Source organism: Aminobacter sp. SR38, assembly GCF_014843375.1.
Classification (GTDB): Bacteria; Pseudomonadota; Alphaproteobacteria; order Rhizobiales; family Rhizobiaceae; genus Aminobacter; species Aminobacter ciceronei.
Genome location: NZ_CP062117.1, coordinates 21,387 through 43,665, shown reverse-complemented (window position 1 = coordinate 43,665; position 22,279 = coordinate 21,387). Strand labels below are relative to the sequence as shown.

Genomic DNA, 22,279 nt, shown 5'->3' with positions numbered 1-22,279 from the left:
ATCGGACAAGAAAGGCGGACGCGGGAGCGCCGGCAAACGAATGAGAAAAGAAGAGCTGGAGGACCTCAGGGACCGGGTTCCGTGCGGCGCCCTGCTGGAGCAGGCGGGCTTTGCGGTGGACAGGCAGGAAAGCACACGCAGAGCCTTCAAATACCGGCGCGGTGCGGAAATCGTCATCGTCATCCATGAGGGGCGGGGATGGTTCGATCCCCTTTCCGACGCGAAGGGCGACGTCTTCAGCCTCGCCGGACACCTCGACGGCGTCGCTTTCGTCGATGCACTTGACCGCGTCGCCTCACTGGTCGGGTTCGTGTCCAGGGAGCCGGTCTGGACCCGATCCGCGGACGCGCCCTTGTCCCTCAGATCCATTGAGGACCGATGGGAGCAACGCCGCAAACCCTGGCGAGGCTCCATGACCTGGCGCTATCTGCGGGAGGAGCGTTGCCTGTCCGAGGCGATCATTCGCGACGCCATGCGGCTCAACGTGCTGCGGGAAGGCCCGCATGGCAGCATGTGGGCGGCCCATGTCGATGATGACGGTGTCGTCACCGGCTGGGAGGAACGTGGCCCCGACTGGCGTGGTTTTGCAACCGGCGGGTCGAAGGTCCTCTTCCGGTTCGGTCCAATAGGCGCCTTGCGACTGTGCGTGACGGAGGCGGCGATCGACGCCATGAGCCTGGCCGCCTTTGAAGGGGCACGGGAAGGCAGTCAATATCTCAGTACCGGCGGGGGATGGTCGCCGGCAACAGATGCCGCGCTACGCATGCTCGCCGCACGTCCCGCCGCCCGGCTCGTCGCCGCGACGGACGCCAACGACCAGGGCGAGACCTTCGCCGCGCGGCTGCGCGACATCGCCGATGCGGCCGGTTGCGACTGGCTGCGTCTGATGCCGCCGGTCGAGGACTGGAACGACGCGCTCAGGGCGCGGGAGAAGGAAAAGAAGACGTGGAAAAGGGAGAGAAGCGGAAGAGGCCTGCCGCATGCCCGCCGGCCGCGTCAAGGGTGAAGCTTCGCCCGGCTGAAGCCGGCCCTTGACCCGTCCGGACGGAGAGGCGGCCTGGGGGGAGGGGTCAGGAAGGGCTGAAGAGAAGATGGCGACCATGAGGTTCCGCCGCGCTTTCGCCCCGACGAAGGCCAAAAGGAGCCCGCTCATGACCCTCTCTCCCATCTGCAAAGTCTTCCAGGGCATCGCCGACCGGCATCAGATGTTCCGCATGTTCGATCGCCATGCGGGGCGCCCGAACCGATGGGAGGGCGACGACGGCGCGCTTTACCGCGGCGAGTGGTTCGAGATCGGTGAGCGCGAACATGACTATATGTTCGAGATCCTGCCGCCGCTCTTCATGCGCGGCGAGATGTTCGCCATGCGCGAATTCCTCACCGGCTCGATCACCAGCATCTTTTTCACACTGTCGATCGACGGGCGAATCCGGCACTTCCATGGGTATCGCGACCTTTCCGACAAGGGGTCGTGCGAGCGCATGCGCGCCGCAATCGTCGAGCGCGAATCCCGTCCCGTCCGCGCGATGACGCGCGAGGAGCGTCTCGAGCATATCTGGTCGAGCACGGCCGACGATTATCGCGGCTATGCCAGCGAGCGTTGGCCGGAGGCCGATCGCGGCAAGCGCACGGTCATGTTCTTCGCCAAGCCAGGCGGCACGACGCTGAAGCTGCTGGATACCCTTACCGACGCTGAGATCGCGGCAAAGCTGCCGGTGCATCTGCGTTACCTGCCCGACGCCATCGCGGCGTGAGGAAGGAGACCCATGTTCACCTTCTCCATCACCGACATTCGCGCCGTGCTCGAGTGCGGCCATGCCGACGCCAGGGCCAATGGCGGATATCGCGTTCCCTATCAGGGAATATCGCCGGAAACAGACGCCAGACCCGGCCTGTGGCTGGTCGGCGACGAGGGCGTTTATGCGATGTCCTCCGGCAAACTCGCCGAGGGCCAGCGCCCGCTCGTCGTCTATGCCGAGGAATGCAATCCGAAAACCAATCCCGACTACTGGCACACCAAGCGCCGATATTTTGGAGGCGATGACGGGGTCGAATTCATCGACGCCGTTGAGCTCGAACGGCTGACTGCCGCCGCGCCGGACGCGACGCATCTGACAATCACCATGGACGATACGTCCCTGTCTCTCCGCCTGATGGGCCGCTGACCACGGCGCTTTCCCTTCCCCATCCAATCTCGTGCGACCGAACCGCCTGCATTGCCGGCGGGCAAGCCGGCGCGCGCCTTCAAACAGGAGAATTTTTTATGGCGCATGATGACCCCTTCACCCTCGACATGTTCGGCTCAAGCGGGTTGTCCTCCGGGTTTGGCCTCGGTGTCACCGCTTTCGGCGGATTTCCCGCCGGAACCGCCCCTGAACCGGACAATGACGACGACGATCCTGATCCTACGCCGGCGGCGCCCGCCCCGGCGATGGCGCGCGCAGCGCCGCGAAAGAATGCGGTTCCTCCTGGACACGGCGTCCGTAGCAACTTCCATCTCGACAACGGCGAGGATCGCGGTCTCGCCGCATCCTGGAAGGAGCGAGCCAAGGCCAACGTCGCGGCGATCCTGCTTGCCGATGAGATCGAAAAACAGGAGCGCCCCGCGACGCGCGAGGAGCAAGTGAAACTTGCCCGCTTTACCGGCTTCGGCGCCGGCGAGCTCGCCAACACCATGTTCCGACGGCCGGGCGAGGTGGATTTCCGCGAGGGCTGGAACGATCTCGGGTCCTCATTGGAGGCGGCCGTCACCGATCGCGACTATGCGAGCCTTGCCCGCTGCACGCAATACGCCCACTTCACGCCGGAATTCATCATCCGGGCGATCTGGTCGGGATTGCAGCGCCTGGGCTGGCGCGGCGGCCGCATTCTGGAGCCGGGCATCGGCACAGGCCTGTTTCCGGCGCTGATGCCGGAAAACTATCGTGACAAAGCGCATGTCAGCGGCGTCGAACTCGATCCCGTCACCGCACGCATCGTCAAGCTGCTGCAGCCGAAGGCGCGGATCATCGAGGGGGATTTCGCGCGCACGGACTTCTCAGCCGTCTACGATCTTGTCATTGGGAACCCGCCCTTTTCCGATCGCAGTGTGCGTTCGGACCGGCAATACCGGCCGCTTGGTCTGCGGCTGCACGACTACTTCATCGCACGCTCCATCGATCTCCTGAAGCCCGGCGCCTTCGCCGCCGTCGTCACCAGTGCCGGCACGATGGATAAGGCGGATACGGCCGCCCGTGAGCATATCGCCAGATCCGGCGACCTGATCGCGGCGATCCGCCTGCCCGAGGGCAGCTTCCGCCGCGACGCCGGCACGGATGTCGTGACCGACATCCTGTTCTTGCGCAAACGCAAGGCCGGTGAGCCCGAGGCGGATCTTTCCTGGCTCGACGTCGATGAAGTCCGTTCTGCAACGGAGGACGAAGGCGCCATCCGCGTCAATCGCTGGTTTGTGCGCCATCCGGATTTCGTGCTGGGTGAGCACACTTTGACCTCCGGACCGTTCGGCGAGACCTATACCTGCCGTCCCCGCGCCGGCGTCGATCTCGAAGGGGCGCTGAATGCCGCCATCTCGCTCCTGCCGGAAGATCGCTACGACGGCGAGCCGTCCGCAATCGACATCGAACTGGAGGACGAGCTCGGGGAGGTCGTAGATCTCCGTCGCCAATCTGAAAAGGTCCGCGAAGGAAGCTTCTTCATCGACGCCAGGCATGGTCTCATGCAGATGGTCGACGGCTCCCCGGTTCCGATCAAGGTCCGCAAGGGGCGGTCTGCCGTGAGGCAGACAGGCGAATGCCTGTCCGGAAAGCATGTCCGCATCATCCAAAAGCTGATCCCTGTCCGGGATGCTGTGCGCGAGGTTCTGAAGGCCCAGGAGCAGGATCGCCCGTGGAAGGATCTGCAGGTACGGCTCCGCATTGCCTGGTCATCATTCGTTCGCGACTTCGGCCCAATCAACCACACGACGGTGTCGATCTCGGAGGATGCCGAGACCGTCGAGGTGCGCGAAACCCATCGCCAGCCAAACCTTCAGCCCTTCCGCGATGATCCTGACTGCTGGCTGGTCGCTTCCATCGAGGATTACGACCTCGAAACCGATACCGCCCGTCCCGGTCCGATCTTTTCCGAACGGGTTATCTCGCCTCCTGCCGCCCCGGTGATTATGTCCGCGCCTGATGCCTTGGCCGTGGTGCTCAACGCGCGCGGCCGCGTCGACATCGAGCATATCGCCGAACTCCTGCATCGTGACGCGCAAGCGGTTATTGCCGAACTGGGTGATGCGATCTTTTGCGATCCGACCGACGGTTCGTGGCAAACGTCCGACGCCTATCTCTCCGGCCCGGTCCGCACCAAGCTTGCTGCTGCTCAAGCCGCGGCTGCGCTTGATCCGGCTTTCGGGCGCAATGTCGCGGCGCTACAGGAAGTCCAGCCCGCCGACCTGGGTCCATCCGATATTACCGCTCGCCTCGGTGCGCCGTGGATTCCGGCGTCCGATGTCGTCGCCTTCGTCAAGGAGATGATGGGGGCGGAGATCCGCATTCATCATATGCCGGAACTGGGATTATGGACGGTCGAGGCTCGGCAACTTGGTTATAGCGCCACCGGCACTTCGGAATGGGGCACCAGCCGCCGCCATGCCGGCGAACTGCTCGGCGATGCGCTGAACAGCCGTGTGCCGCAGATCTTCGACACGATCAAGGATACAGGCGGCGAGCGCCGGGTGCTGAATGTCGTCGATACAGAAGCGGCCCGCGACAAGCTCCAGCGGATGAGGCAAGCCTTCCAGAATTGGGTCTGGTCAGATCCGGATCGCGCTGACCGGCTGGCGCGGGTCTACAACGACCGCTTCAACAACATCGCACCGCGCAAATTCGACGGCTCCCATCTGAAACTTCCCGGCGCCTCAGGCGCCTTCACTCTTTATGGGCATCAGAAACGCGGCATCTGGAGAATCATCTCCTCCGGCTCCACCTATCTCGCCCATGCCGTCGGCGCCGGCAAGACCATGACGATGGCAGCCGCCATCATGGAACAACGCCGGCTCGGCCTGATCGCCAAGGCAATGCTTGTCGTTCCCGGTCATTGCCTGGCGCAGGCGGCGCGTGAGTTTCTGGCGCTCTATCCGTCGGCCAACATTCTCGTCGCTGACGAGACCAACTTCACCAAAGACAAGCGCCAGCGTTTCCTGTCGCGGGCGGCGACGGCGGTCTGGGATGCGATCATCATCACGCACTCTGCCTTCAGGTTCATCGGCGTTCCCTCGGCCTTCGAGCAACAGATGATCCACGACGAGCTGGAGCTTTACGAGGATCTGCTGACCAGGGTCGATGATGAGGACCGGGTTTCGCGCAAGCGGCTCGAACGTCTGAAGGAAGGTTTGGCTGAGCGGCTGGAGGCGCTTTCTACCCGCAAGGACGATCTGCTGACCATCTCCGAAATCGGCATCGACCAGATCGTCGTCGATGAGGCGCAGGAGTTCCGCAAGCTGTCCTTCGCCACCAACATGTCGACGCTGAAGGGCATAGACCCGAACGGCTCGCAGAAAGCCTGGGACCTCTATGTGAAGTCTCGGCTTATCGAGACGAAGAATCCGGGCCGGGCGCTCGTGCTTGCCTCCGGCACCCCGATCACCAACACGCTCGGAGAAATGTTCTCGATCCAGCGCTTGCTCGGCTACGAGGCGTTGCGCGAGCGCGGATTGCATGAGTTCGACGCCTGGGCCTCGAACTTCGGGGATGAACGCACCGAACTGGAGCTTCAGCCATCCGGCAAATACAAGCCGGTAAGCCGCTTCGCCAGTTTCGTCAACGTCCCCGAACTGATTGCCATGTTCCGCGCCTTTGCCGACGTGGTGATGCCGGAGGACTTGAGGCAATACGTCAAGGTGCCTGACGTCGCGACGGCCAAGCGGCAGATCCTCACCGCCGCACCGACGCCAGCCTTCAGGGCCTATCAACAGATCCTAGAAACCCGCATCAAGGCGATCGAGGAGCGTGATCGGCCTGCCGAGCCCGGTGACGACATCCTGCTTTCCGTCATCACCGACGGACGCCATGCAGCGATCGACCTGCGCCTGGTGACGCCTGACATGGATGACGAGCCGGAAAACAAGCTCAATCTCCTGATCCGCAACGCGCATCGCATCTGGCAGGAGACCTCGGAGAACAGCTATGTCCGCCCGGACGGCAAGCCTTACGAACTGCCGGGCGCCGCGCAGATGATCTTCTCCGATCTCGGCACGATCAATGTCGAGAAGACCAGGGGATTTTCAGCCTATCGCTGGATCCGCGATGAGCTCATCCGCATGGGCGTGCCGGCATCCGAAATCGCCTTCATGCAGGACTTCAAGAAGACCGAGGCCAAGCAGCGCCTGTTCGGCGACGTTCGCGCCGGCAAGGTCCGCTTCCTGATCGGCTCATCCGAGACGATGGGCACAGGCGTCAATGCGCAACTCAGGCTGAAGGCGCTGCATCATCTCGATGTGCCATGGCTGCCCTCGCAGATCGAGCAGCGCGAGGGCCGGATCGTCCGTCAGGGCAACCAGCATGACGAGGTCGATATCTACGCCTACGCCACGCAAGGCAGCCTTGATGCCACGATGTGGCAGAACAACGAACGAAAGGCGCGGTTCATCGCGGCGGCGCTTTCCGGCGACACCTCGATCCGCCGGCTGGACGACCTGAACGAAGGCCAGGCCAACCAGTTCGCCATGGCAAAGGCGATTGCCAGTGGCGACGAGCGGCTGATGCAGAAGGCAGGCCTCGAGGCCGATATCGCGCGTCTGGAACGGTTGCGGGCCGCCCATGAAGACGACCTCTTCGCCGTGCGCCGGCGGATCCGCGACGCCGAGCGCGAGATCGAAACGGCGACCCGCCGCATCGGTGAAATCAGCCAGGACATCGAACGGCTGGTTCCGACGTCAGGCGACGCCTTCGCGATGATGATGACAGGCAGGCCATTCTCGGAGCGCAAGGACGCCGGCCGCGCGCTGATGAAGGAAATCCTCACCCTCGTCCAGCTCCAGAGGCCAGGTGAGGATCACATCGCCTCGATCGGCGGCTTCGATCTCATCTATGAGGGCGAACGTTTTGGCCGGGGTGACAATTACCACTACCAGACCCTGCTTCAGCGCACCGGCGCGACCCAAGAGATCGATCTCGCCGTCACCGTCACGCCGCTTGGCGCCATCTCCAGGCTGGAACACGCGCTTGACGGCTTCGAGGAGGAGCGCGAACGTTATCGCCAGCGGTTGGCGGAGTACCAGCGGCGGCTTTCCTCCTACCAGTCGCGGCAAGGTGGCGCCTTCGCCTTCGCCGACGAACTGGCGGAGAAGCGTAAGGCGTTGCGGGAGGTGGAGGAGGCGCTTGCAGGCGACGCGCGTGCTGAACTGCAAGCGGCCTGAAGGGCCGCGTCACGCACTTTTGAATGCGCCGCAGCATTTGCATAGCTGCGTTGCACAAAAAGTGGTTTGCGATTGGTCATAAAACAGGCATTGTGATGATAGCTGATGCACATGGCGGTCGCTCCTCCCAGTTCCGCCGCACCAGCTGTTCCCCTCTGGAGGTTTATTGACCTTCACACTTCAAGGGCCGCGGCTTCCGCTGGCCCTCTTTTTTTGCCCATGCCGAATTCAGGCTCATCTCCAACCAGGTGACGCATTCGCGACCGGAGCGTTCGCCGCTCTTCCTGACATTGCCGTTCAATGCATCGTGGCTTCCCGCAGCGGCAACAACTCGATGGCCTTGTTGATGACCTTACGCAACTGGCGCCAGTCGCGAAGGTCGCGTTCGTTCACCCGCTCCTGGATCGCGGTCAATATCCAGCCGACGCAGGCAATGTCGTCTTCGGCGCGATAGGCATCGGACCGCGCGAAGCAGGCGAGGATACGTGGTCTCGCGTCGCCATTATCCTTCGGGATGCTGGCGACCAGGTCGCGCGCCTCGCAGTAAGCGAGGGCAATACGCTGGCAGTCCTCGATCATGCCGCAGGTCCAGGCAAGCGTCTTCGATAATTCCTCGGATTCATCTCCCATCTCGGATCGGCTCCCCCATGATCATGCCGAGCGTCTCGATGACGGCAGGCGATAGTTGGAATTGCCTGGCCAATCCGCGCCCCATCGAGTTGTTCCCCATGGTTTCGATCAGAAGCCCTCTTTGCACGAGCGCGTGCATGTCCTGAGCAAGGACGCTCCTGGTGAGGCCGGTCAATTCCATCATCCGGGTCAGCGTGATGGTTGGATCTTCGCTGTGCAGGACGCCGATCAGCGTCATCAAACCGATCAGCTTGACGCGGGCCGTCGGCGTTTCGCCCTCAAGCGGATTGCCAAGGATCTGGTTGGTCATCATGGTCACGTAGGCCTGCGCAAGCCCCAGGGGCCGCCTTGAGCTTGAAGCGCAATCACGAGGCTCGCGCTTTCGCCCAATGCCATCGCCATTGGTAGACAATCCTCATCATCTCCTTCTCAAGCGATCACCGATGGCGCAGACGCACAATCCGAGCCGTGAGGGGGTGATTCTCGATGCAATCAGCCCGCGTTCTTTTGCCATCCTCAAGGCGATGATTTCAACCGCCGGGCGACAATCTTCCTGTCGGGTGTGCGCCGATCGGTGGCCTTGTGCCGCTCGTGAGCGGTTGGGATGGAAGAGAGGGAAAGAAAAAGAAGGGAAAACCGGTCGCAAAGCGATCTTGCCGGTGACGCGTGACCGCTCAACCGCCCGCTCCTCGTCCCGGCCGCGCGCGCCGCGCAGGGCTGTCAGCCCCGCTTGCGCGTCACGGCAGGGCCGCTCGCGCGCAGTTGCACCGGAAAGCCCGCTTCGCGGTCCGGGAAGTGTCTTCGGAAAAACTGAAGACAGGAAGAGCGGCAATCGCCGCCCCGAAACCCCTAAAGGAGCAGGTCCCATGCAGATCCTCAAACTCGACCCGCGCGCTCTCAAGGACAATCCCGACGATGCCCGCCGCTCGAAGTCCTCGCCGCAGGCCGATGCGCTGTTGCTGGCGACGGTGAAGGCCGTCGGCATCATCCAGCCGCCGGTCATCTCGCCCGAAACCGATGGCGGCAACGGCTACATCATCCAGGCCGGCCACCGCCGCGTCAAACAGGCGATCGCCGCCGGCCTCGAGGAAATCGACGTGCTGGTGACCGATGCCGCCAACGACAATGGCGCGATGCGCTCGATGATCGAGAACATCGCGAGAGAACCGCTCAACGCCATCGACCAATGGCGCGGCACGGAACGGCTTGCGGCTCTGGGCTGGACCGAGGAGGCGATCGCCATGGCGCTGGCATTGCCGGTTCGCCAGATCCGGAAACTTCGCCTGCTCGCCAATGTTCTTCCCGCCATGCTCGACCAGATGGCCAGGGGCGATATGCCGAACGAACAGCAGCTTCGCACCATCGCCGCCGCTTCGATCGACGAGCAGAAGGAAGTCTGGAAGGCCAACAAGCCGAAGAAGGGCGACATCGCGGCCTGGTGGCAGATCGCCAATGCGCTGTCGAAGACCCGCATGTATGCGCGTGACGCGAGCTTCGGCGACGACCTGCGGCAGGCCTACGGCATCGAGTGGGCTGAAGACCTGTTCGGTCCGGCCGACGAGGACAATCGCTACACGACCAATGTCGAGGCGTTCCTCGGCGCCCAGCAGGAATGGATGACGGCGAACCTGCCGAAGAAGGGCGCCATCGTCGAGGTCAACAGCTGGGGCCAGCCGGAACTGCCGAAGAAGGCCGAACGCGTCTACGGCAAGCCGGGCAAGGGCGACCACACCGGCCTCTATCTCGACCGCGACGGCAAGGTGCAGAGCGTGCATTACCGCATGCCGGAGCCGAAAGCGGCCAAGGGCCAAACCGGCTCGGCGGACGGTGACGCGACCGCTGACGGAGATGATGCCGCTGCAGCCGCCAAATCCCGCCCCGACGTCACCCAGAAGGGCCAAGACATGATCGGCGATTTCCGCACCGACGCGCTGCACGAGGCGCTGGCCCGCGCGCCGATCGAGGACGACACGCTGATGGCCTTGCTCGTGCTCGCCTTCGCGGGCATGAATGTCCGGGTCGACTCCGGCGCCAACGACCAAGTGTTCGGTCCCAGGCGGTTCAAGCGCCATGCGGCGCGACTCCTCGACCAGGACGGACGCCTCTCCTTCGACCTCCAGACGGTGCGGGTTGCTGCGCGCGCCATGCTAGTCGAGGTTCTGTCGTGCCGGCGCGGCATGTCGAACAGCGGTGTCGTCTCGCGCATTGCCGGCGCGGCGATCGGCGCGGACGGATACCTTCCGAACATGGGCACGGAAGACTTTCTCCTGTGCCTGTCGCGGCAGGCGCTCGAGACCGCAGCCAGGGAGGTCAGCCTGGAGCCGCAGCCGCGGGTGCGCGACACGCGGACGGCGCTCGTCGAGCACTTCAAGGGCGAAGCGACCTTCATCCACCCTGCCGCGCTGTTCGCGCCCGACCCGCGCGAGATCGCCGATCTGATCGGCCATGCCGATGAGCTCGACGCCGAAGATGGCGCCGCCGATGGTGGTGCCGGCGGAGTTGACACCGCGCCGACCCCTGCCGTCGACACCGACGACCCGTCCCGCGAGGCTCCGAACGAAGCGCCTGACGAGCTCGAGGCCGCCTACGGCATCGCGGCGGAATAGCCCGACCGCATTTCCCTCCCGAATGACGATCGCCGCCGGCTGCCCCGGCGGCGCTTTCGTTTCCATCAACCGCAGAACCCGAACTGGAGGCTTTCTCATGTCTGCGTCCCTGATCTTCGATCTCGCCCCGATCGGCTCACTCGTGTCCTGGTCCGACGGCAAGCCCCGCCCGCCGGAACGTTTCCATAAGAAGCTCGCCGCCTGGCAAACCAGAAACAGCCAGGGCCGGCTCATCCGCGAGGAAGGGCCGCGCAAGCTCGGCAGCTACACGTCGCCCGGCTATTTCACGCTCCATCAGGAGGACATCGGCGGCAAGTCCATGATCCTCGTCACCCTCCACCGGACCTTCGGGCTCGACTCCGATCTCACCTTCAAGGTCCTCGAGCGCCCGCCGCTCGGCGCGGTGCGCATCTTCGACCGCGCCGGTGAAGCGCGCGAGCTGCTCCATCTCGCCGAAGACCGGCAGGCTGCCGAGACCTGGTTGCGGTCGCATCGCTACCCGAGCGCCGTGCTCGAGGCGGTGACGCCCGACGAGGCAGACGCAAAGGCTGATGACCGGAGGACCGCACCATGAATCCGATCTCCATCCCCTCGCAAACTCGCAAGGTCTGTACCGACAAGATTGCTGACGTGGAATTCGACCGCGCCGCTGACGGCATGGCCGTTGCGCGCGTCGGCGATCTCGTCTTCGCCATGCTGCCATCCCGCGATGGCCGGCATCTGCTGGCGAGCGCCTGGCGCGTTTCGCGGCCGCTTGCCGCGCTCAGCCGCGACGATTTCTATTCGTACCATGGTTCGATCGAGGATGAGGCCGCCTTCAGCGCCCGCATGATCGAGCAGGCCGAGCATAGTCGCGAGCTTCAAGCACTCGCACGCCGGACCGTGCGCATCGCCTGCAATACGCCGTGGGGACCGTCGCAAGGGGCCACGCTCTATGCGGAGGGCGTTGTTGCCCACACCACGGCAGGCCATGGCGGCTTCTCGCTTTCGCCAGAGCGGAACGAAAAAGTCCATCCGCTGCTTCGTTCACAGGACGGGTTCTATGAGGAAGATTCGTCCTGGGCGGCCGTCGCCATCACCTTTCCCGACCTCTTCACCAGCATCGAGCGGCGTTCGGCGGAAGCAACGCTCAAGGATTGGCAGCCCGATGCCTGGGAAGCGATCACCGGCACGGTCCTTGCGGCTGGTGAATCTCATGTGAAGGACCGGCGCGCCTTCGAACGCGAACATGCCGGCGACTGGGTCGTGATATCAGCACTTCACTCCGACCATCATCCCGGCATGACCGAGGTGATTGCGACGCGCGGCGGAAGGCGTGATGCTCATGTCGAAGAACGGCGCTTCCTGGTTGCGTCCACCGAATACCAGGTCGGGCGGTTCGGCTTCGTCATCGACGAGGCGCGGCACGTTGCCTATGACCGCCGGTCGAGCTTCGTCACATGGGCGGGGAGGAGCACGCCATGATCCCCTCCATCGATCGTCAGGCGCGGTTGCGCCGCATGGAAGAGGCCTGCCGGCAGACCCGGCACCAGCTCGACATGATCGAGCGCCAGATCATCCGCAAAATAACGGCCTTGATCCCGTCGCTTGGAGCTCGCCGGCCGAGATATCGCCGTGGCAGGCCGCCCGAACCGGACGCCTTCCTCGCCCGCTATCGATCCAATCTCGCCGCCATCACCGCCGAGCGCCAGCCGGAGATCGATGCACTCTCCCGCAAGCTCGCTCGACAGGAGGCCGCGATCGGCGTCTTTCGCGAAAGCCTCTGCGCCGCAAAGCCTCAGCCTCAAACCCGGGGGGAGGTCTAGCGCCATGGCGACGATCGGAGATCTCGAACGCGCGGCCCGTATCGGTCCGACATCTCAGGAGCGCGCCGCCTTCTGGCGGCAGTTCCATCATCTCAAGGGTAAGGCCTGCCTCGACGCCGGTGTGGCCGAGCTCAAGCGATTGATTGCCGCGAAAGTCGCTCGTGCCGAGGGCGTGCCGGAAACGCGGCGGCGCCTGCCGAAGCGCGATCGGCTTCCGCCACTCACACCCGAGCAGCAGACGGCGCTGCAGGCCTATGCCGCAAGACACGGCCGGCGCTGGAAGAGCGTTCTGAACAATGTCTGGATGGGTGGGGCACCCCATGACGATGGCGGGATCCTGCGCGGTCTGCGCAATTCCCATGGCCCGACCTGGCTGCAGTCCTATCGGCTGCCCCCGCGCTGGTTCGGCGAACGCTGCGACCGCGGCGCCCGCACAAGGCGCGGCCGGCGTCGGGGATGACGAGGTGTAGCGCTCGCATGGCTGGCTTCCTTGTCCGCCATGGCATCTGGACACGGCCGCCTCTCCGGTCTGCCCTTCGGTTTTGCTGCGGTCTGAACCGGCGCCCGTCTGGTTCAAGGCCGCTTGCGCGCCGCGAGGCGGCCGGTCATGCCGCTCGTCGCAAAGCAGGCACGCGGGAACGGCACAGGACCGTTGGTCCCGCTTGCCCGCATACCGTCTTTGCTCGATCTGGCCCGCCCGGACCCTGAACCGCCCGGCTGGCGCAGGTTCTCTTCGACCGCACCGAAGGGCAGACCGGCCAAGGGGGCCGGAACCGCTTCGGAAAGCCAGAAAAGGAAACTGCCATGGCAAAGCCCGCAAGCACCTCCCGTCAAACGAACCGCCCGGCCAACCGCCCTTCAGCGCGCGTGGTCCAGCTCCGCAAGGGCGCCACCCTCGAAATGGTCCGCCTCACATGCCCCGACGAGGGCCAGGCGCTCCGCATCGCCGAGAGTTTCGGGACCGCGATCCTCGACAGCGACGGTATCCGCGACATGCATGAACGCCTGATCGTCGCGACCGCCACCGGTCTCTCCGAGGGGCTCGGCGAACGGGCGATGCAGATCCATCTCCAGCGGATCGTCGGCGCCTATGTCGGATCGGCCCATGGCGCCGGACAGTTCTATTCCCGCGCCGTCACCGAGGCGCGCGACGCCACCGCCAAAGGGGCGGGCGACGACCGCGAAGACGATCTCGGCCCGGTCGGCTATGACAGCAACGCGCAACGCAAGCGTGAATTTGCCGCCGACATGGGCATTCAGGCCCATGCACTGAGGATGGCTGCCGAAGGCGCGGTTGCCGCCTACGAGCAGATCGTCGGCGAGACGTGGAAGCCCTTCGACCGGCCGGTCGACAATCCCGGCGACAGGCTCGACCGCAAGGCGGCCGAAGCGCAGATGTCCGCCTTCGACTGAGGCCGTACCGGCGGAGCTTCGGCTCCGCCCTATCCCGATCCGCATCGAGGCCGTCTTCTCCCGAAGGCGGCCTATTTCTTTGGCCCTTATCGCAAGGCGCAAGGAGGCAAGGAGAGAGAGAGAGAGAGAGAGAAAAAAGAAGATCGGAATGATCCGCCGGTCGCGGCCCGTCCCGTGCGCCGGTCCTGCAGGAGCCGGCGGCAAGGCGCAACGGCTGTCACCGTCCTCCACATGCGTTCCGGCCGTTCCGGTGCGCTTGCCGCCCGGTCGCTCCTGCTTTTGGCCCTTCGCGACGGGGCCGCGATCGGCGCGGCCTCCTCAAATGGAGGTATGAACCATGAGCAGGAAATCGGAACACATCCGCACGGACATTTACGCGCGCATCACCGACAGGATTGTTGCCGATCTTGAGAAGGGTGTGCGTCCCTGGGTCAGGCCCTGGAGGGCTGAAAATCTGACCGGGCGCGTGAGCCGGCCGCTCCGGCATAACGGCCAACCCTATACCGGCCTGAATGTCCTGCTTCTCTGGTCCGAGAGCGTCGCCAGCGGTTTTAAGTCGGCGACATGGATGACGCTGCGCCAGGCAAATGAGCTCGGCGCCCACGTGCGCAAAGGCGAAAGCGGCGCGACCGTCGTCTATGCCAGCCGCTTCACCAGGACCGAAAGGGATGCGAGCGGCGGCGAGATCGAGCGCGATGTCCCGTTCCTGAAGGCATACACTGTCTTCAATTGCGATCAAATAGAGGCCCTGCCGGAGCACTACTACCGTCGTCCGGAACCGGTCGCGAAACCGCTCGAGCGCATCGAACATGCGGATCGTTTCCTGGATAACACAGGCGCAGTGGTTAGATATGGCGGCGACAAGGCGTATTACTCCCCCTCCACAGACCACATTCAATTGCCGAGGCCGGAACTGTTCAGGGATATGGCCTCAATGGTCGCAATCAGATCCCATGAGACTCTGCATTGGACTTCGGCTCCTGGCCGGCTAAACAGGGACCTCAGTCGCTACCACAAGGATCGCCGGGAGAGGGCCTTCGAGGAAATGGTGGCAGAGCTTGGGTCGGCGATGATTTGCGCCGATCTCGGGATCGTGCCGGAACTCGATCCGCGTCCCGACCACGCCGCCTACATCCAGAGTTGGGCCGCTATCCTCGGCTCCGACAAGCGCGCAATCTTCGCCGCAGCCGCGCATGCCCAGCGTGCGGTTAACTATCTTCACGCGCTTCAGCCGAATGCCGAGACCAGCCGGGAGGCGGCCTGATCGGATATCCAAGGGGAGGGCTCGGGTCCTCCCCGACCCGGTTGCGCCTCTTGTTACGGACGATCCCGCACCGGAAACATGTCCTCGCCATAGTGGTGAAGCCTGGTATGATGGCGCCGGCACAACCATCGAACCTTCAAGGGCTCGTCGTATTGATCGTGGTGGGCATCGACCGCTTCGAGCCCGCAGACCTCGCATGTCTGCTTTTCCAGTTCGCCTGCCTTCACGGCGCGCTGCACGGCAAGGTGAGCATCGTATTTTGCCGGATTGGCGCGCCGCCAGTTCGCCTGGCGGGTATCGGTGTTCAGCATTGCTTCATCCTGCTTCGCCGGTCTCGTCTTCCGTCGCCGAGACCTTTATCACGATTCTTGCATCTTTTGACCGGTTCCGCGAGCCACTTGGATCCGGGACGGCGAGCGGCCGCCGACACTGACCGGGTGAGACTCGGCACTGGCGGACCGGCGCGGCGCTCTGCCGTCTCCAGAGATGCGAGGCGCTCTATCCCGCTTGGCCGGCACGGGGATGAAACGCAGTGAACGACCCTTTCGCAGGCAGGCCGACAGCCTCGCCGGCCGAGGGAGCCATCATCGAGCGGCGCGGTTTCGTTTCCGGTGCAACGGTGATGCGACCGAGGACGTCGGCGATGGCATCGAGGGCGGGAGCGGGCCTGCAGCGCTGACGAGGGCATGAGCATAGGCACGAATGTTGCGCAGCCTGATGGCGGATGATCGTCAATCCGGCTGACGTCGTCGCATTCCATCCACCCCGAGCTGGCCACACCGACGCGACCTCGATGGATCTGGTGTGACCGAAGGACGCCTTCGTCTCGATCGCCTTGACCGCAACGGCCGCTCACAACTTTCTTCCCCTGCGAACAGGTTCGCATTCCTCGCGCGACCAAGAAAGCCGCTCCCGGCCGTCCTCCACTGACGGTTCCGGCCGCCAGGCGGTGCGGTGTCGATCGCCCCCGGTCTTAACACCGTCATCGAGGCCGCGATCGGCGCGGCCCGAACAACCGGAAAGGAACGCGACCATGGCAGTCATCGGCGAATTCACCACCAACGGCAACAACTCGATCGTCGGCACGGTGCGCACGCTCACCGTCAGCATGAAGGCCCGCCTGAACCCGATCGAGCGCGTCTCACGCGACGCCCCGGACTTCCGCATCACCGCCGGCAACGGCGTCGAGGTCGGCGCCGGCTGGAAGGCGGTCTCCAACGACGGCGAGGAATACATCTCGGTCAAGCTGGACGATCCAAGCTTCAATGCCCCGATCACCGCAGCCCTTTGGCCGGGCGAGAAGGACGGCGAATACGCCCTCATCTGGAACCGCCCCAAGCGCGAGGCCTGAGACCGCAACCCAAGGAGCCTCGTCGGACAAGGCGGGGCTCTTCTTCCTGTGCCGCATGGCGAAACCGGCCGCGGGCATCGAGCCCGCCTCCGGCTTTCCTGGTCTCGCACAGGGCTGGATATGGAGGCCCTTTTCGCCTATATGGATATTATGGATATTCTGGACAGAGGCCGCTATGAAATCATTCACCACCGCTGATCTCAACAAGCATGTCGGCGACGTGACCACCGCGGCACGGCGCGAGCCGGTGTTTATCACCCATCATAAGAAGCCGAAGTTCGTTCTCATGGCGATCGAGGATTATGATCGCCTGCGCGGCGAACAGGATCAACGTCGTGCCTTCTCGCTCGACACGATGCCCGGCGATATCGAGGACGGGCTGCTGGCACTTGCCGACTCCATCGAAAACGATGGCGCCAACGATGATTGATCCCGAAACCGGCCTCGTCATTTCCTATCATTATCTCTGGACACATCAACATGACCGCGGCGAGGAGAGCGGGCGAAAGGCGCGGCCCGCCTGCGTCGTTGTTCCCGTCACATCCGATGGCAAAAGCGTCGTCATCTTCCCTTTGACGACGAAGGAGCCGGGACCGGACCGGCTGGCAATCAAGGTACCCGATACCGAGCGCAAGCGTCTGACGCTGAGGGGGCGTGGCCCAACCTGGCTCATTCTCGATGACGCCAATGCGGACGTGCTTCCGGGGTCCTTTCACGTCGAACCTGTCAGCTACGACCCGCTGACGATCAGCTATGGCAAGTTCAGCAAACCGTTCATGGACCTGGTCATCAAGACGGTTGCCAACGCAATCCGTGCCAGGAAGATCCAGATCGCGAAACGCAAGCGCTGAAGTCGGCCGTTCTGAACGAACCTTTTCAGTACCAGGCCAAGCCGGGACTGACCTTGCGGATCGGCGAATAACGCGTCGACCATGCGCCGTTTTCGATCCTGGTGCAACGATGATGCGACCGAGGACGTCGGCGATGGCATCGAGGGCGGAAGCGGGCCTGCAGCGCTGACGAGGGCATGATCATAGGCACGAATGTTGCGCAGCCTGATGGCGGATGATCGTCAATCCGGTTGCCGCGCATCGCGTTCCATCCACCCCGAGCCGGCCACACCGACGCGGACCTCGATGGATCTGGTGTGACCGAAGGACGCCTTCGTCTCGATCGCCTTGACCGCAACGGCCGCTCACAACTTTCTTCCCCTGCGAACAGGTTCGCATTCCTCGCGCGACCAAGAAAGCCGCTCCCGGCCGTCCTCCACTGACGGTTCCGGCCGCCAGGCGGTGCGGTGTCGATCGCCCCCGGTCTTAACACCGTCATCGAGGCCGCGATCGGCGCGGCCCGAACAACCGGAAAGGAACGCGACCATGGCAGTCATCGGCGAATTCACCACCAACGGCAACAACTCGATCGTCGGCACGGTGCGCACGCTCACCGTCAGCATGAAGGCCCGCCTGAACCCGATCGAGCGCGTCTCGCGCGACGCCCCGGACTTCCGCATCACCGCCGGCAACGGCGTCGAGGTCGGCGCCGGCTGGAAGGCGGTCTCCAACGACGGCGAGGAATATCTCTCTGTCAAGCTGGACGATCCGAGCTTCAATGCCCCGATCACCGCAGCCCTTTGGCCGGGCGAGACGGACGGCGAATACGCCCTCATCTGGAACCGCCCCAAGCGCGAGGCCTGAGACCCAATCCCGAGGAGCTCCGCCAGACATGGCGGGGCTCTTTTCCTTGTGCCGCATGGCGAAGCCGGCCGCGGGCATCGAGCCCGCCTCCGGCTTTTTAGGTGCCATACGGGGAGGAGAAGTCTGCTCAGAATGACCAATCGTGCCGGAGAGCCGGGAAAGCGTCGAAGCACGAGCGGTACCCCCAAAATGCTGGCGCATTTCGGCTCCCCCACTCGCCGGCTCCGCCGGTCGCCTCTGGCGATGCTTGACCCTGTCCCGTCTCCCCGACCGCGGACGCCGTCTTTCACGAAACGTCAAGGAGACGAACGATGACGATGGAACTCGAAATGCAACGCGAAGAGCTTAAAGCCGAACTCAGGAACGCCTGCGACGCGAACGAACGCCGCCAGATTGTGGCGGAGCTGGAAATCGTGTTGGCCGAGCTTGCGGTCATCGAGGCCGAACAGGACGGCCGCTTGGGCACGGAGCCTCCCTTCTGAGGAGGCTTCCTTCATGCTGCCGGAAACGGCAGCGAATTCGCCTCAGCCGTTCAGCGCGTCCTTGACCGCCTTGCCCGGCGCAAACGTCAGCTTCTTCGACGCGGCAATCTTGATCGTGGCGCCTGTTGCCGGGTTGCGGCCTTCGCGCTCCGGCGTTGCCTTGAGTTTGAACTTTCCGAACGAAGGTATGGACGTCTCCGAGCCTACCAATGCCGCATCGGTGATCTGCTTGAACACGCTTTCGACGATCGCCTTGGCCTGCGCCTTGGTCAGGTTCTGCTCGGATGCGATCTTGTCGGCGATTTCGTTGGTGGTCGTCATGATTGGATGGTTCCCTCGTTCTGGTTTATCCATCCGGTATGACGAAGAAGATGGTCCGAGGATAGGGGTGAAGCTCGAGGCGCTGCCGCAAACGCCTCAAAAACCACAGGAAACATCGGGTTACCGGGTATGACACCCTCAATCGGCGAGAGCGACGTCGCGATAGCCGCGCTTTCTTTTCGTCCGCTCGAGGCGTGAGAACGCTTGGTCGGCGTCCTTCTGGCTGTCGAATGTCTCCATCATCATCTGGCCGTTCGCTCCGATCCGGCCCCAGTTCCTGATGACCGAGGCGCCGCCAAAGAGCGTCGGCTGGATCGAGAGCGCATAGAAGCGGCGCATGTTTTGTGTTGCGTCGATACGATGAAGATGAACCGGGTTTGTAGCCTTTTTCTCCATGGCCGGATTGTCGCTTCCCGACAAAGCGGCGTCCAACAACTTATATGAATCGCTCAGGGCTCATCGATTCATCTTCCTGATGTGTTTTCCGTGGCCTTCGGCTCGACAAAACTTTAAGTCGCGCGGCAGATATTTTCGGGAGAAGATCGTGGAAGAGACTGTACAAATCGGCAGCCGCGGCGACTTCGGCCTCTGGGCGATTGAAGTTGCCAAGCAGATCGTCGGCGAACAAGGCTTTGAGCTCGCCAGGGCAGCGCGTGACGGTACAGAGGACGATGTACGGGCGGCTGGCAATGCACTGGGGCAGGCGATCACCAATGCGCTTCTCGAAGTCTTTGACGGGCTCCTCGAAGACGCGCCTGCCGACGCGTCCTGAAGCTGCGGCATTACTGCTTGTCTCTGCTGTCGCGGAAGAACCGACTCGGATTGACGCAGGCCTTCATCTCCTCGCGCCTGAACCAGATGGCGCGGCCGCACTTAAGCGGCGGATTGCCCGATGTGAAGACGATCTGCTCGTCGGCGCGCATACGCAGGACCTCGTGCGGCAGGATCAACGGCCGTCGGCTCAACTGCTTCGAGCGCGACCGCGACGACCCCTTCATGCCGGACGAACGATTGGTCTGGTCGACCTCGACGGTGGTGTCGCCGCAGCGCTTAGAGATGTAGTCGGCGGTCTCGGGATCATTGATCGCCGAAAACGAAATCCAGCTGGCGCTTTCGAACCATTTCGAGGTTGCGTCGCGGCCGCCATAGGCCTCGCGCATCTGGCCGATCGACTGGAAAATCATCGTCAGCGTGATGCCGTATTTGCGGCCGGCGTCGCGGGCGGTTTCGAGGATGCGCAGGTAGCCGAGACGCGCCACCTCGTCGAGCAGGAAGAGCGTTCTTCCTTTCACGTTTCCATTGCGATTGTAGATGGCGTTGAGCAGCGCGCCGATGACGACGCGGGCAAGTCCCGGATGGGCTTCGAGCACCTTGAGATCAAGCGCGATGAAGATGTCGGTTTCGCCGTCGGCGAGATCGTCGGTCGAAAACTGTCGCCCGACACCAGCCCGGCATAGCTCGGATAGGAGAGCCAATGGGTTTCCTTGACCGCATTGGCATAGACCCCGGAAAATGTCTCCGGCGTCATGTTAACGAAGACGGAGACGTTCTCCTTCACGAAGTCGGATTGCGACTGTTCGTAGATGCGCGTCAGGCGCTCGCGCAGTTTCGGTTCCGGCTCGGAGAGATTGGCGCGCACGCGCCTCAGCGTCTGGTCCTTGTCGTCGGTATGGCCGGACAGGCAGACGTCGGCGATCAGCGCCGTCAGGAGCTGCATGGCTGAGGCCCGAAAGAAGTCGTCGCGGGCAGACGCGGTGCGCGCATTGTCGGTCATGATCCAGGTGGCGACGGCGACGATATCCTCTTCCCTCGTGTTGCCGTGGCGGCCGATCCAGTCCATCGCGTTGAAGCCGGCGCCGGACGCGGAGGGATCGAGAACGATCACCTTTCGGCCGGCCTTGCGCCGGTGCTCGGCGACCATCGGCGCGACCTCGCTTGAGGGATCGAGCACAACGAGCCCGCTGCCCCATTTGAGCGCGGTCGGGATCGTCACCGATGTCGTCTTGAAGCCGCCGGAGCCGGCAAAGACGATGCCGTGCGAGGAACCGAAGGAGCCGTCGAAGCAGAGAAGCGGCGCCTTTCCGCCGGTCCCCCAGCCTTGCGGTTCGTCGGCGCGAAACGGCATGGCGGCGACGCTGTCCCGGTCGACGCGGTAGCGCTCGCCGATGACGATGCCGCCGGCGTCGGGGAAAAGCTTTGCCGCTTCCGGCAACCTCATCCAGTCGGCCTCGCCGTGTACGGCGCGTTTGCCGACGATGCGGCGTGGCCCTGCGTGAGCAAAGGCGGCATTGCCTCTGATTGCCACACGCAGGGCGAAGATGCCTGTGAAGAGTGCGGCTGCCGTCCCCAGCATCGTCGCCGGATCGGCGTAGGCGAGAACCGATTGTCCGGCGGGCACACTGCCCGCGATGCCCGCAAGCCGGATCGTCTCACGGATGACGGCGACGGCGATCACCGCGCCGTTGCCGGCGAACACGCTGAAGCCCGCCGCCTTGATGTTGACCGATCCGTTCGCGGCGAAGAGAGCGATGACGCCGATCGCGGCCGCCGCGACATAGGGCAGCGCAATCCCGCTGCGTCCAAGCATCAGCCTTGCCTGAGTGTTGGTTCCGAGGCCCGCAAGCTTGTGCTCCATGCCCGACGTTGCGACCATCGCGGCGAGCATGATTGTTGCGGGCAGGGCCAGCAGCAAAAATCTATTCGCCGTCATGACCGAAGGCCTCCGCGCCGATGGCAGTCAGGCGCGATCGCTCTGCCTCATCGCCCCTGATCCGGCGCCCGGCGTCGATCAGCAGGCCGAGCAGCAGCGCGCGTTTCTCAAAGCGCAGCCCGCCTTGACGATCAGCCCGCCAAGCTCGATTTTTTCGCGCGTGTCCTTTTTCCGCGCATCTGATTTCATTGCCTTCGCCATCCGCTCAAGCCTCGCCAGACCCGCCCGCAGCCGCGCCAGACGCGAACGTCGCGGGCGAGCCGTGATCCGGCTTGTCGCCACCGCCATGTCTCTTCCCGCTCGCATCGCCCTTGCCTCCGCGAAAGCGTTTCGCGATCTCCTCGAAGGCGGCCTGCAATGCGGTTTCCTCGATCTCGATATCGCCGAGACCGGCCTTCAGCGCGACCCTGCCGATCCGCTCGGCCTCGCGCGTCTCGGCGGCTCTCAGCTGGTCCTGCAATCTCGCGATTTCTTCCCTGATCTTCGATGACGGCTTCTTCATTCCGGTGGCATCTCCTGATGGTTGCGGTGTTGCTTCAGCGACGCCCACTCTCTCCCGAATGCGCACTTGAGGAAATGTGCAGATCTGCACATCGGCAAAGCC

Annotated in this window: 23 protein-coding genes and 2 pseudogenes; 17 read left to right on the top strand and 8 right to left on the bottom strand. The window is 63.8% G+C overall.

Annotated elements, in window-relative coordinates; all coding sequences use genetic code 11:
- Positions 1–40: 40 nt before the first annotated feature.
- The 4 genes from IG197_RS32455 (at position 41) to IG197_RS32440 (ending at position 7,399) form a co-directional block, all read left to right on the top strand.
- Positions 41–1,006: a DUF3991 and toprim domain-containing protein gene (locus IG197_RS32455; protein WP_192321151.1), complete on the top strand. Its 966-nt coding sequence runs from the start codon at positions 41–43 to the stop codon at positions 1,004–1,006.
- A gap of 145 nt (positions 1,007–1,151) precedes the next feature.
- Entirely contained in the window at positions 1,152–1,754 is a 603-nt protein-coding gene (locus IG197_RS32450) for a DUF1419 domain-containing protein (protein ID WP_192321150.1), read from the top strand.
- 12 nt (positions 1,755–1,766) lie between these two features.
- A complete protein-coding gene (locus IG197_RS32445; protein ID WP_192321148.1) occupies positions 1,767–2,165 on the top strand; it encodes a DUF3085 domain-containing protein in 399 nt (132 codons plus the stop codon).
- Positions 2,166–2,263: 98 nt separating this feature from the next.
- On the top strand, positions 2,264–7,399 hold the full coding sequence (locus tag IG197_RS32440) for an N-6 DNA methylase (protein WP_192321146.1): 5,136 nt from the start codon (positions 2,264–2,266) through the stop codon (positions 7,397–7,399).
- Between the two features lie 297 nt (positions 7,400–7,696).
- Here IG197_RS32440 and IG197_RS32435 read toward each other — a convergent pair whose 3' ends face one another.
- Positions 7,697–8,029 carry a hypothetical protein gene (locus IG197_RS32435; protein WP_192321144.1) on the bottom strand — a complete coding sequence of 111 codons (333 nt, stop codon included), beginning with the start codon at positions 8,027–8,029 and terminating at the stop codon, positions 7,697–7,699.
- The gene (locus IG197_RS32430) at positions 8,019–8,339 is read right to left on the bottom strand and encodes a hypothetical protein (protein WP_246765505.1); all 321 of its coding nucleotides are present in this window, start codon (positions 8,337–8,339) and stop codon (positions 8,019–8,021) included. The genes IG197_RS32435 and IG197_RS32430 overlap by 11 nt, the downstream gene beginning before the upstream one ends.
- Positions 8,340–8,895: 556 nt before the next feature.
- Here IG197_RS32430 and IG197_RS32425 point away from each other — a divergent pair.
- From IG197_RS32425 to IG197_RS32395, 7 genes are all read left to right on the top strand, one after another.
- Positions 8,896–10,635 (top strand): ParB/RepB/Spo0J family partition protein, encoded by a 1,740-nt coding sequence (locus IG197_RS32425; RefSeq protein WP_192321142.1) that lies wholly within the window; start codon positions 8,896–8,898, stop codon positions 10,633–10,635.
- 97 nt (positions 10,636–10,732) lie between these two features.
- On the top strand, positions 10,733–11,209 hold the full coding sequence (locus IG197_RS32420; protein ID WP_192321140.1) for a hypothetical protein: 477 nt from the start codon (positions 10,733–10,735) through the stop codon (positions 11,207–11,209).
- Entirely contained in the window at positions 11,206–12,099 is an 894-nt protein-coding gene (locus tag IG197_RS32415) for a hypothetical protein (protein WP_371746609.1), read from the top strand. The genes IG197_RS32420 and IG197_RS32415 overlap by 4 nt, the downstream gene beginning before the upstream one ends.
- A complete protein-coding gene (locus IG197_RS32410; protein WP_371746608.1) occupies positions 12,075–12,440 on the top strand; it encodes a hypothetical protein in 366 nt (121 codons plus the stop codon). Before IG197_RS32415 ends, IG197_RS32410 begins: the two co-directional genes overlap by 25 nt.
- A gap of 4 nt (positions 12,441–12,444) precedes the next feature.
- Entirely contained in the window at positions 12,445–12,900 is a 456-nt protein-coding gene (locus tag IG197_RS36420) for a hypothetical protein (protein WP_246765504.1), read from the top strand.
- A gap of 344 nt (positions 12,901–13,244) precedes the next feature.
- Positions 13,245–13,853 carry a hypothetical protein gene (locus tag IG197_RS32400; protein WP_192321139.1) on the top strand — a complete coding sequence of 203 codons (609 nt, stop codon included), beginning with the start codon at positions 13,245–13,247 and terminating at the stop codon, positions 13,851–13,853.
- A 337-nt stretch (positions 13,854–14,190) separates the two neighbouring features.
- Positions 14,191–15,117 (top strand): ArdC family protein, encoded by a 927-nt coding sequence (locus tag IG197_RS32395; RefSeq protein WP_192321137.1) that lies wholly within the window; start codon positions 14,191–14,193, stop codon positions 15,115–15,117.
- Positions 15,118–15,170: 53 nt separating this feature from the next.
- Here IG197_RS32395 and IG197_RS32390 read toward each other — a convergent pair whose 3' ends face one another.
- A complete protein-coding gene (locus tag IG197_RS32390) occupies positions 15,171–15,428 on the bottom strand; it encodes a hypothetical protein (RefSeq protein ID WP_192321135.1) in 258 nt (85 codons plus the stop codon).
- 722 nt (positions 15,429–16,150) lie between these two features.
- Here IG197_RS32390 and IG197_RS32385 point away from each other — a divergent pair.
- From IG197_RS32385 to IG197_RS32365, 5 genes are all read left to right on the top strand, one after another.
- A complete protein-coding gene (locus IG197_RS32385; protein WP_192321133.1) occupies positions 16,151–16,468 on the top strand; it encodes a DUF736 domain-containing protein in 318 nt (105 codons plus the stop codon).
- A 175-nt stretch (positions 16,469–16,643) separates the two neighbouring features.
- A complete protein-coding gene (locus IG197_RS32380; protein ID WP_192321131.1) occupies positions 16,644–16,898 on the top strand; it encodes a type II toxin-antitoxin system prevent-host-death family antitoxin in 255 nt (84 codons plus the stop codon).
- On the top strand, positions 16,891–17,319 hold the full coding sequence (locus IG197_RS32375; RefSeq protein WP_192321130.1) for a hypothetical protein: 429 nt from the start codon (positions 16,891–16,893) through the stop codon (positions 17,317–17,319). The genes IG197_RS32380 and IG197_RS32375 overlap by 8 nt, the downstream gene beginning before the upstream one ends.
- Before the next feature lie 525 nt (positions 17,320–17,844).
- Positions 17,845–18,162: a DUF736 domain-containing protein gene (locus tag IG197_RS32370; RefSeq protein ID WP_192321128.1), complete on the top strand. Its 318-nt coding sequence runs from the start codon at positions 17,845–17,847 to the stop codon at positions 18,160–18,162.
- 311 nt (positions 18,163–18,473) lie between these two features.
- Positions 18,474–18,644 (top strand): hypothetical protein, encoded by a 171-nt coding sequence (locus IG197_RS32365; RefSeq protein ID WP_192321126.1) that lies wholly within the window; start codon positions 18,474–18,476, stop codon positions 18,642–18,644.
- Between the two features lie 42 nt (positions 18,645–18,686).
- Here IG197_RS32365 and IG197_RS32360 read toward each other — a convergent pair whose 3' ends face one another.
- Together IG197_RS32360 and IG197_RS32355 are read right to left on the bottom strand one after the other, a co-directional pair.
- Complete coding sequence (locus tag IG197_RS32360) at positions 18,687–18,965, bottom strand: HU family DNA-binding protein (protein ID WP_192321124.1); 279 nt, start codon at positions 18,963–18,965, stop codon at positions 18,687–18,689.
- A gap of 138 nt (positions 18,966–19,103) precedes the next feature.
- Positions 19,104–19,361: a WGR domain-containing protein gene (locus IG197_RS32355; protein ID WP_192321271.1), complete on the bottom strand. Its 258-nt coding sequence runs from the start codon at positions 19,359–19,361 to the stop codon at positions 19,104–19,106.
- Positions 19,362–19,509: 148 nt separating this feature from the next.
- Here IG197_RS32355 and IG197_RS32350 point away from each other — a divergent pair, with 148 nt between their 5' ends.
- Positions 19,510–19,737: a hypothetical protein gene (locus IG197_RS32350; protein WP_097523135.1), complete on the top strand. Its 228-nt coding sequence runs from the start codon at positions 19,510–19,512 to the stop codon at positions 19,735–19,737.
- Positions 19,738–19,747: 10 nt separating this feature from the next.
- On the opposite strand, the pseudogene traG reads toward IG197_RS32350, so the two are convergent.
- The 3 genes and pseudogenes from traG to traC form a co-directional block, all read right to left on the bottom strand.
- Positions 19,748–21,675 (bottom strand): annotated as a pseudogene (gene traG, locus IG197_RS32345) (Ti-type conjugative transfer system protein TraG).
- A pseudogene (gene traD / locus IG197_RS32340) lies at positions 21,662–21,876 on the bottom strand (type IV conjugative transfer system coupling protein TraD). The pseudogenes traG and traD overlap by 14 nt, the downstream one beginning before the upstream one ends.
- A gap of 4 nt (positions 21,877–21,880) precedes the next feature.
- A complete protein-coding gene (traC, locus tag IG197_RS32335) occupies positions 21,881–22,177 on the bottom strand; it encodes a conjugal transfer protein TraC (protein ID WP_192321122.1) in 297 nt (98 codons plus the stop codon).
- Positions 22,178–22,279: the final 102 nt, after the last annotated feature.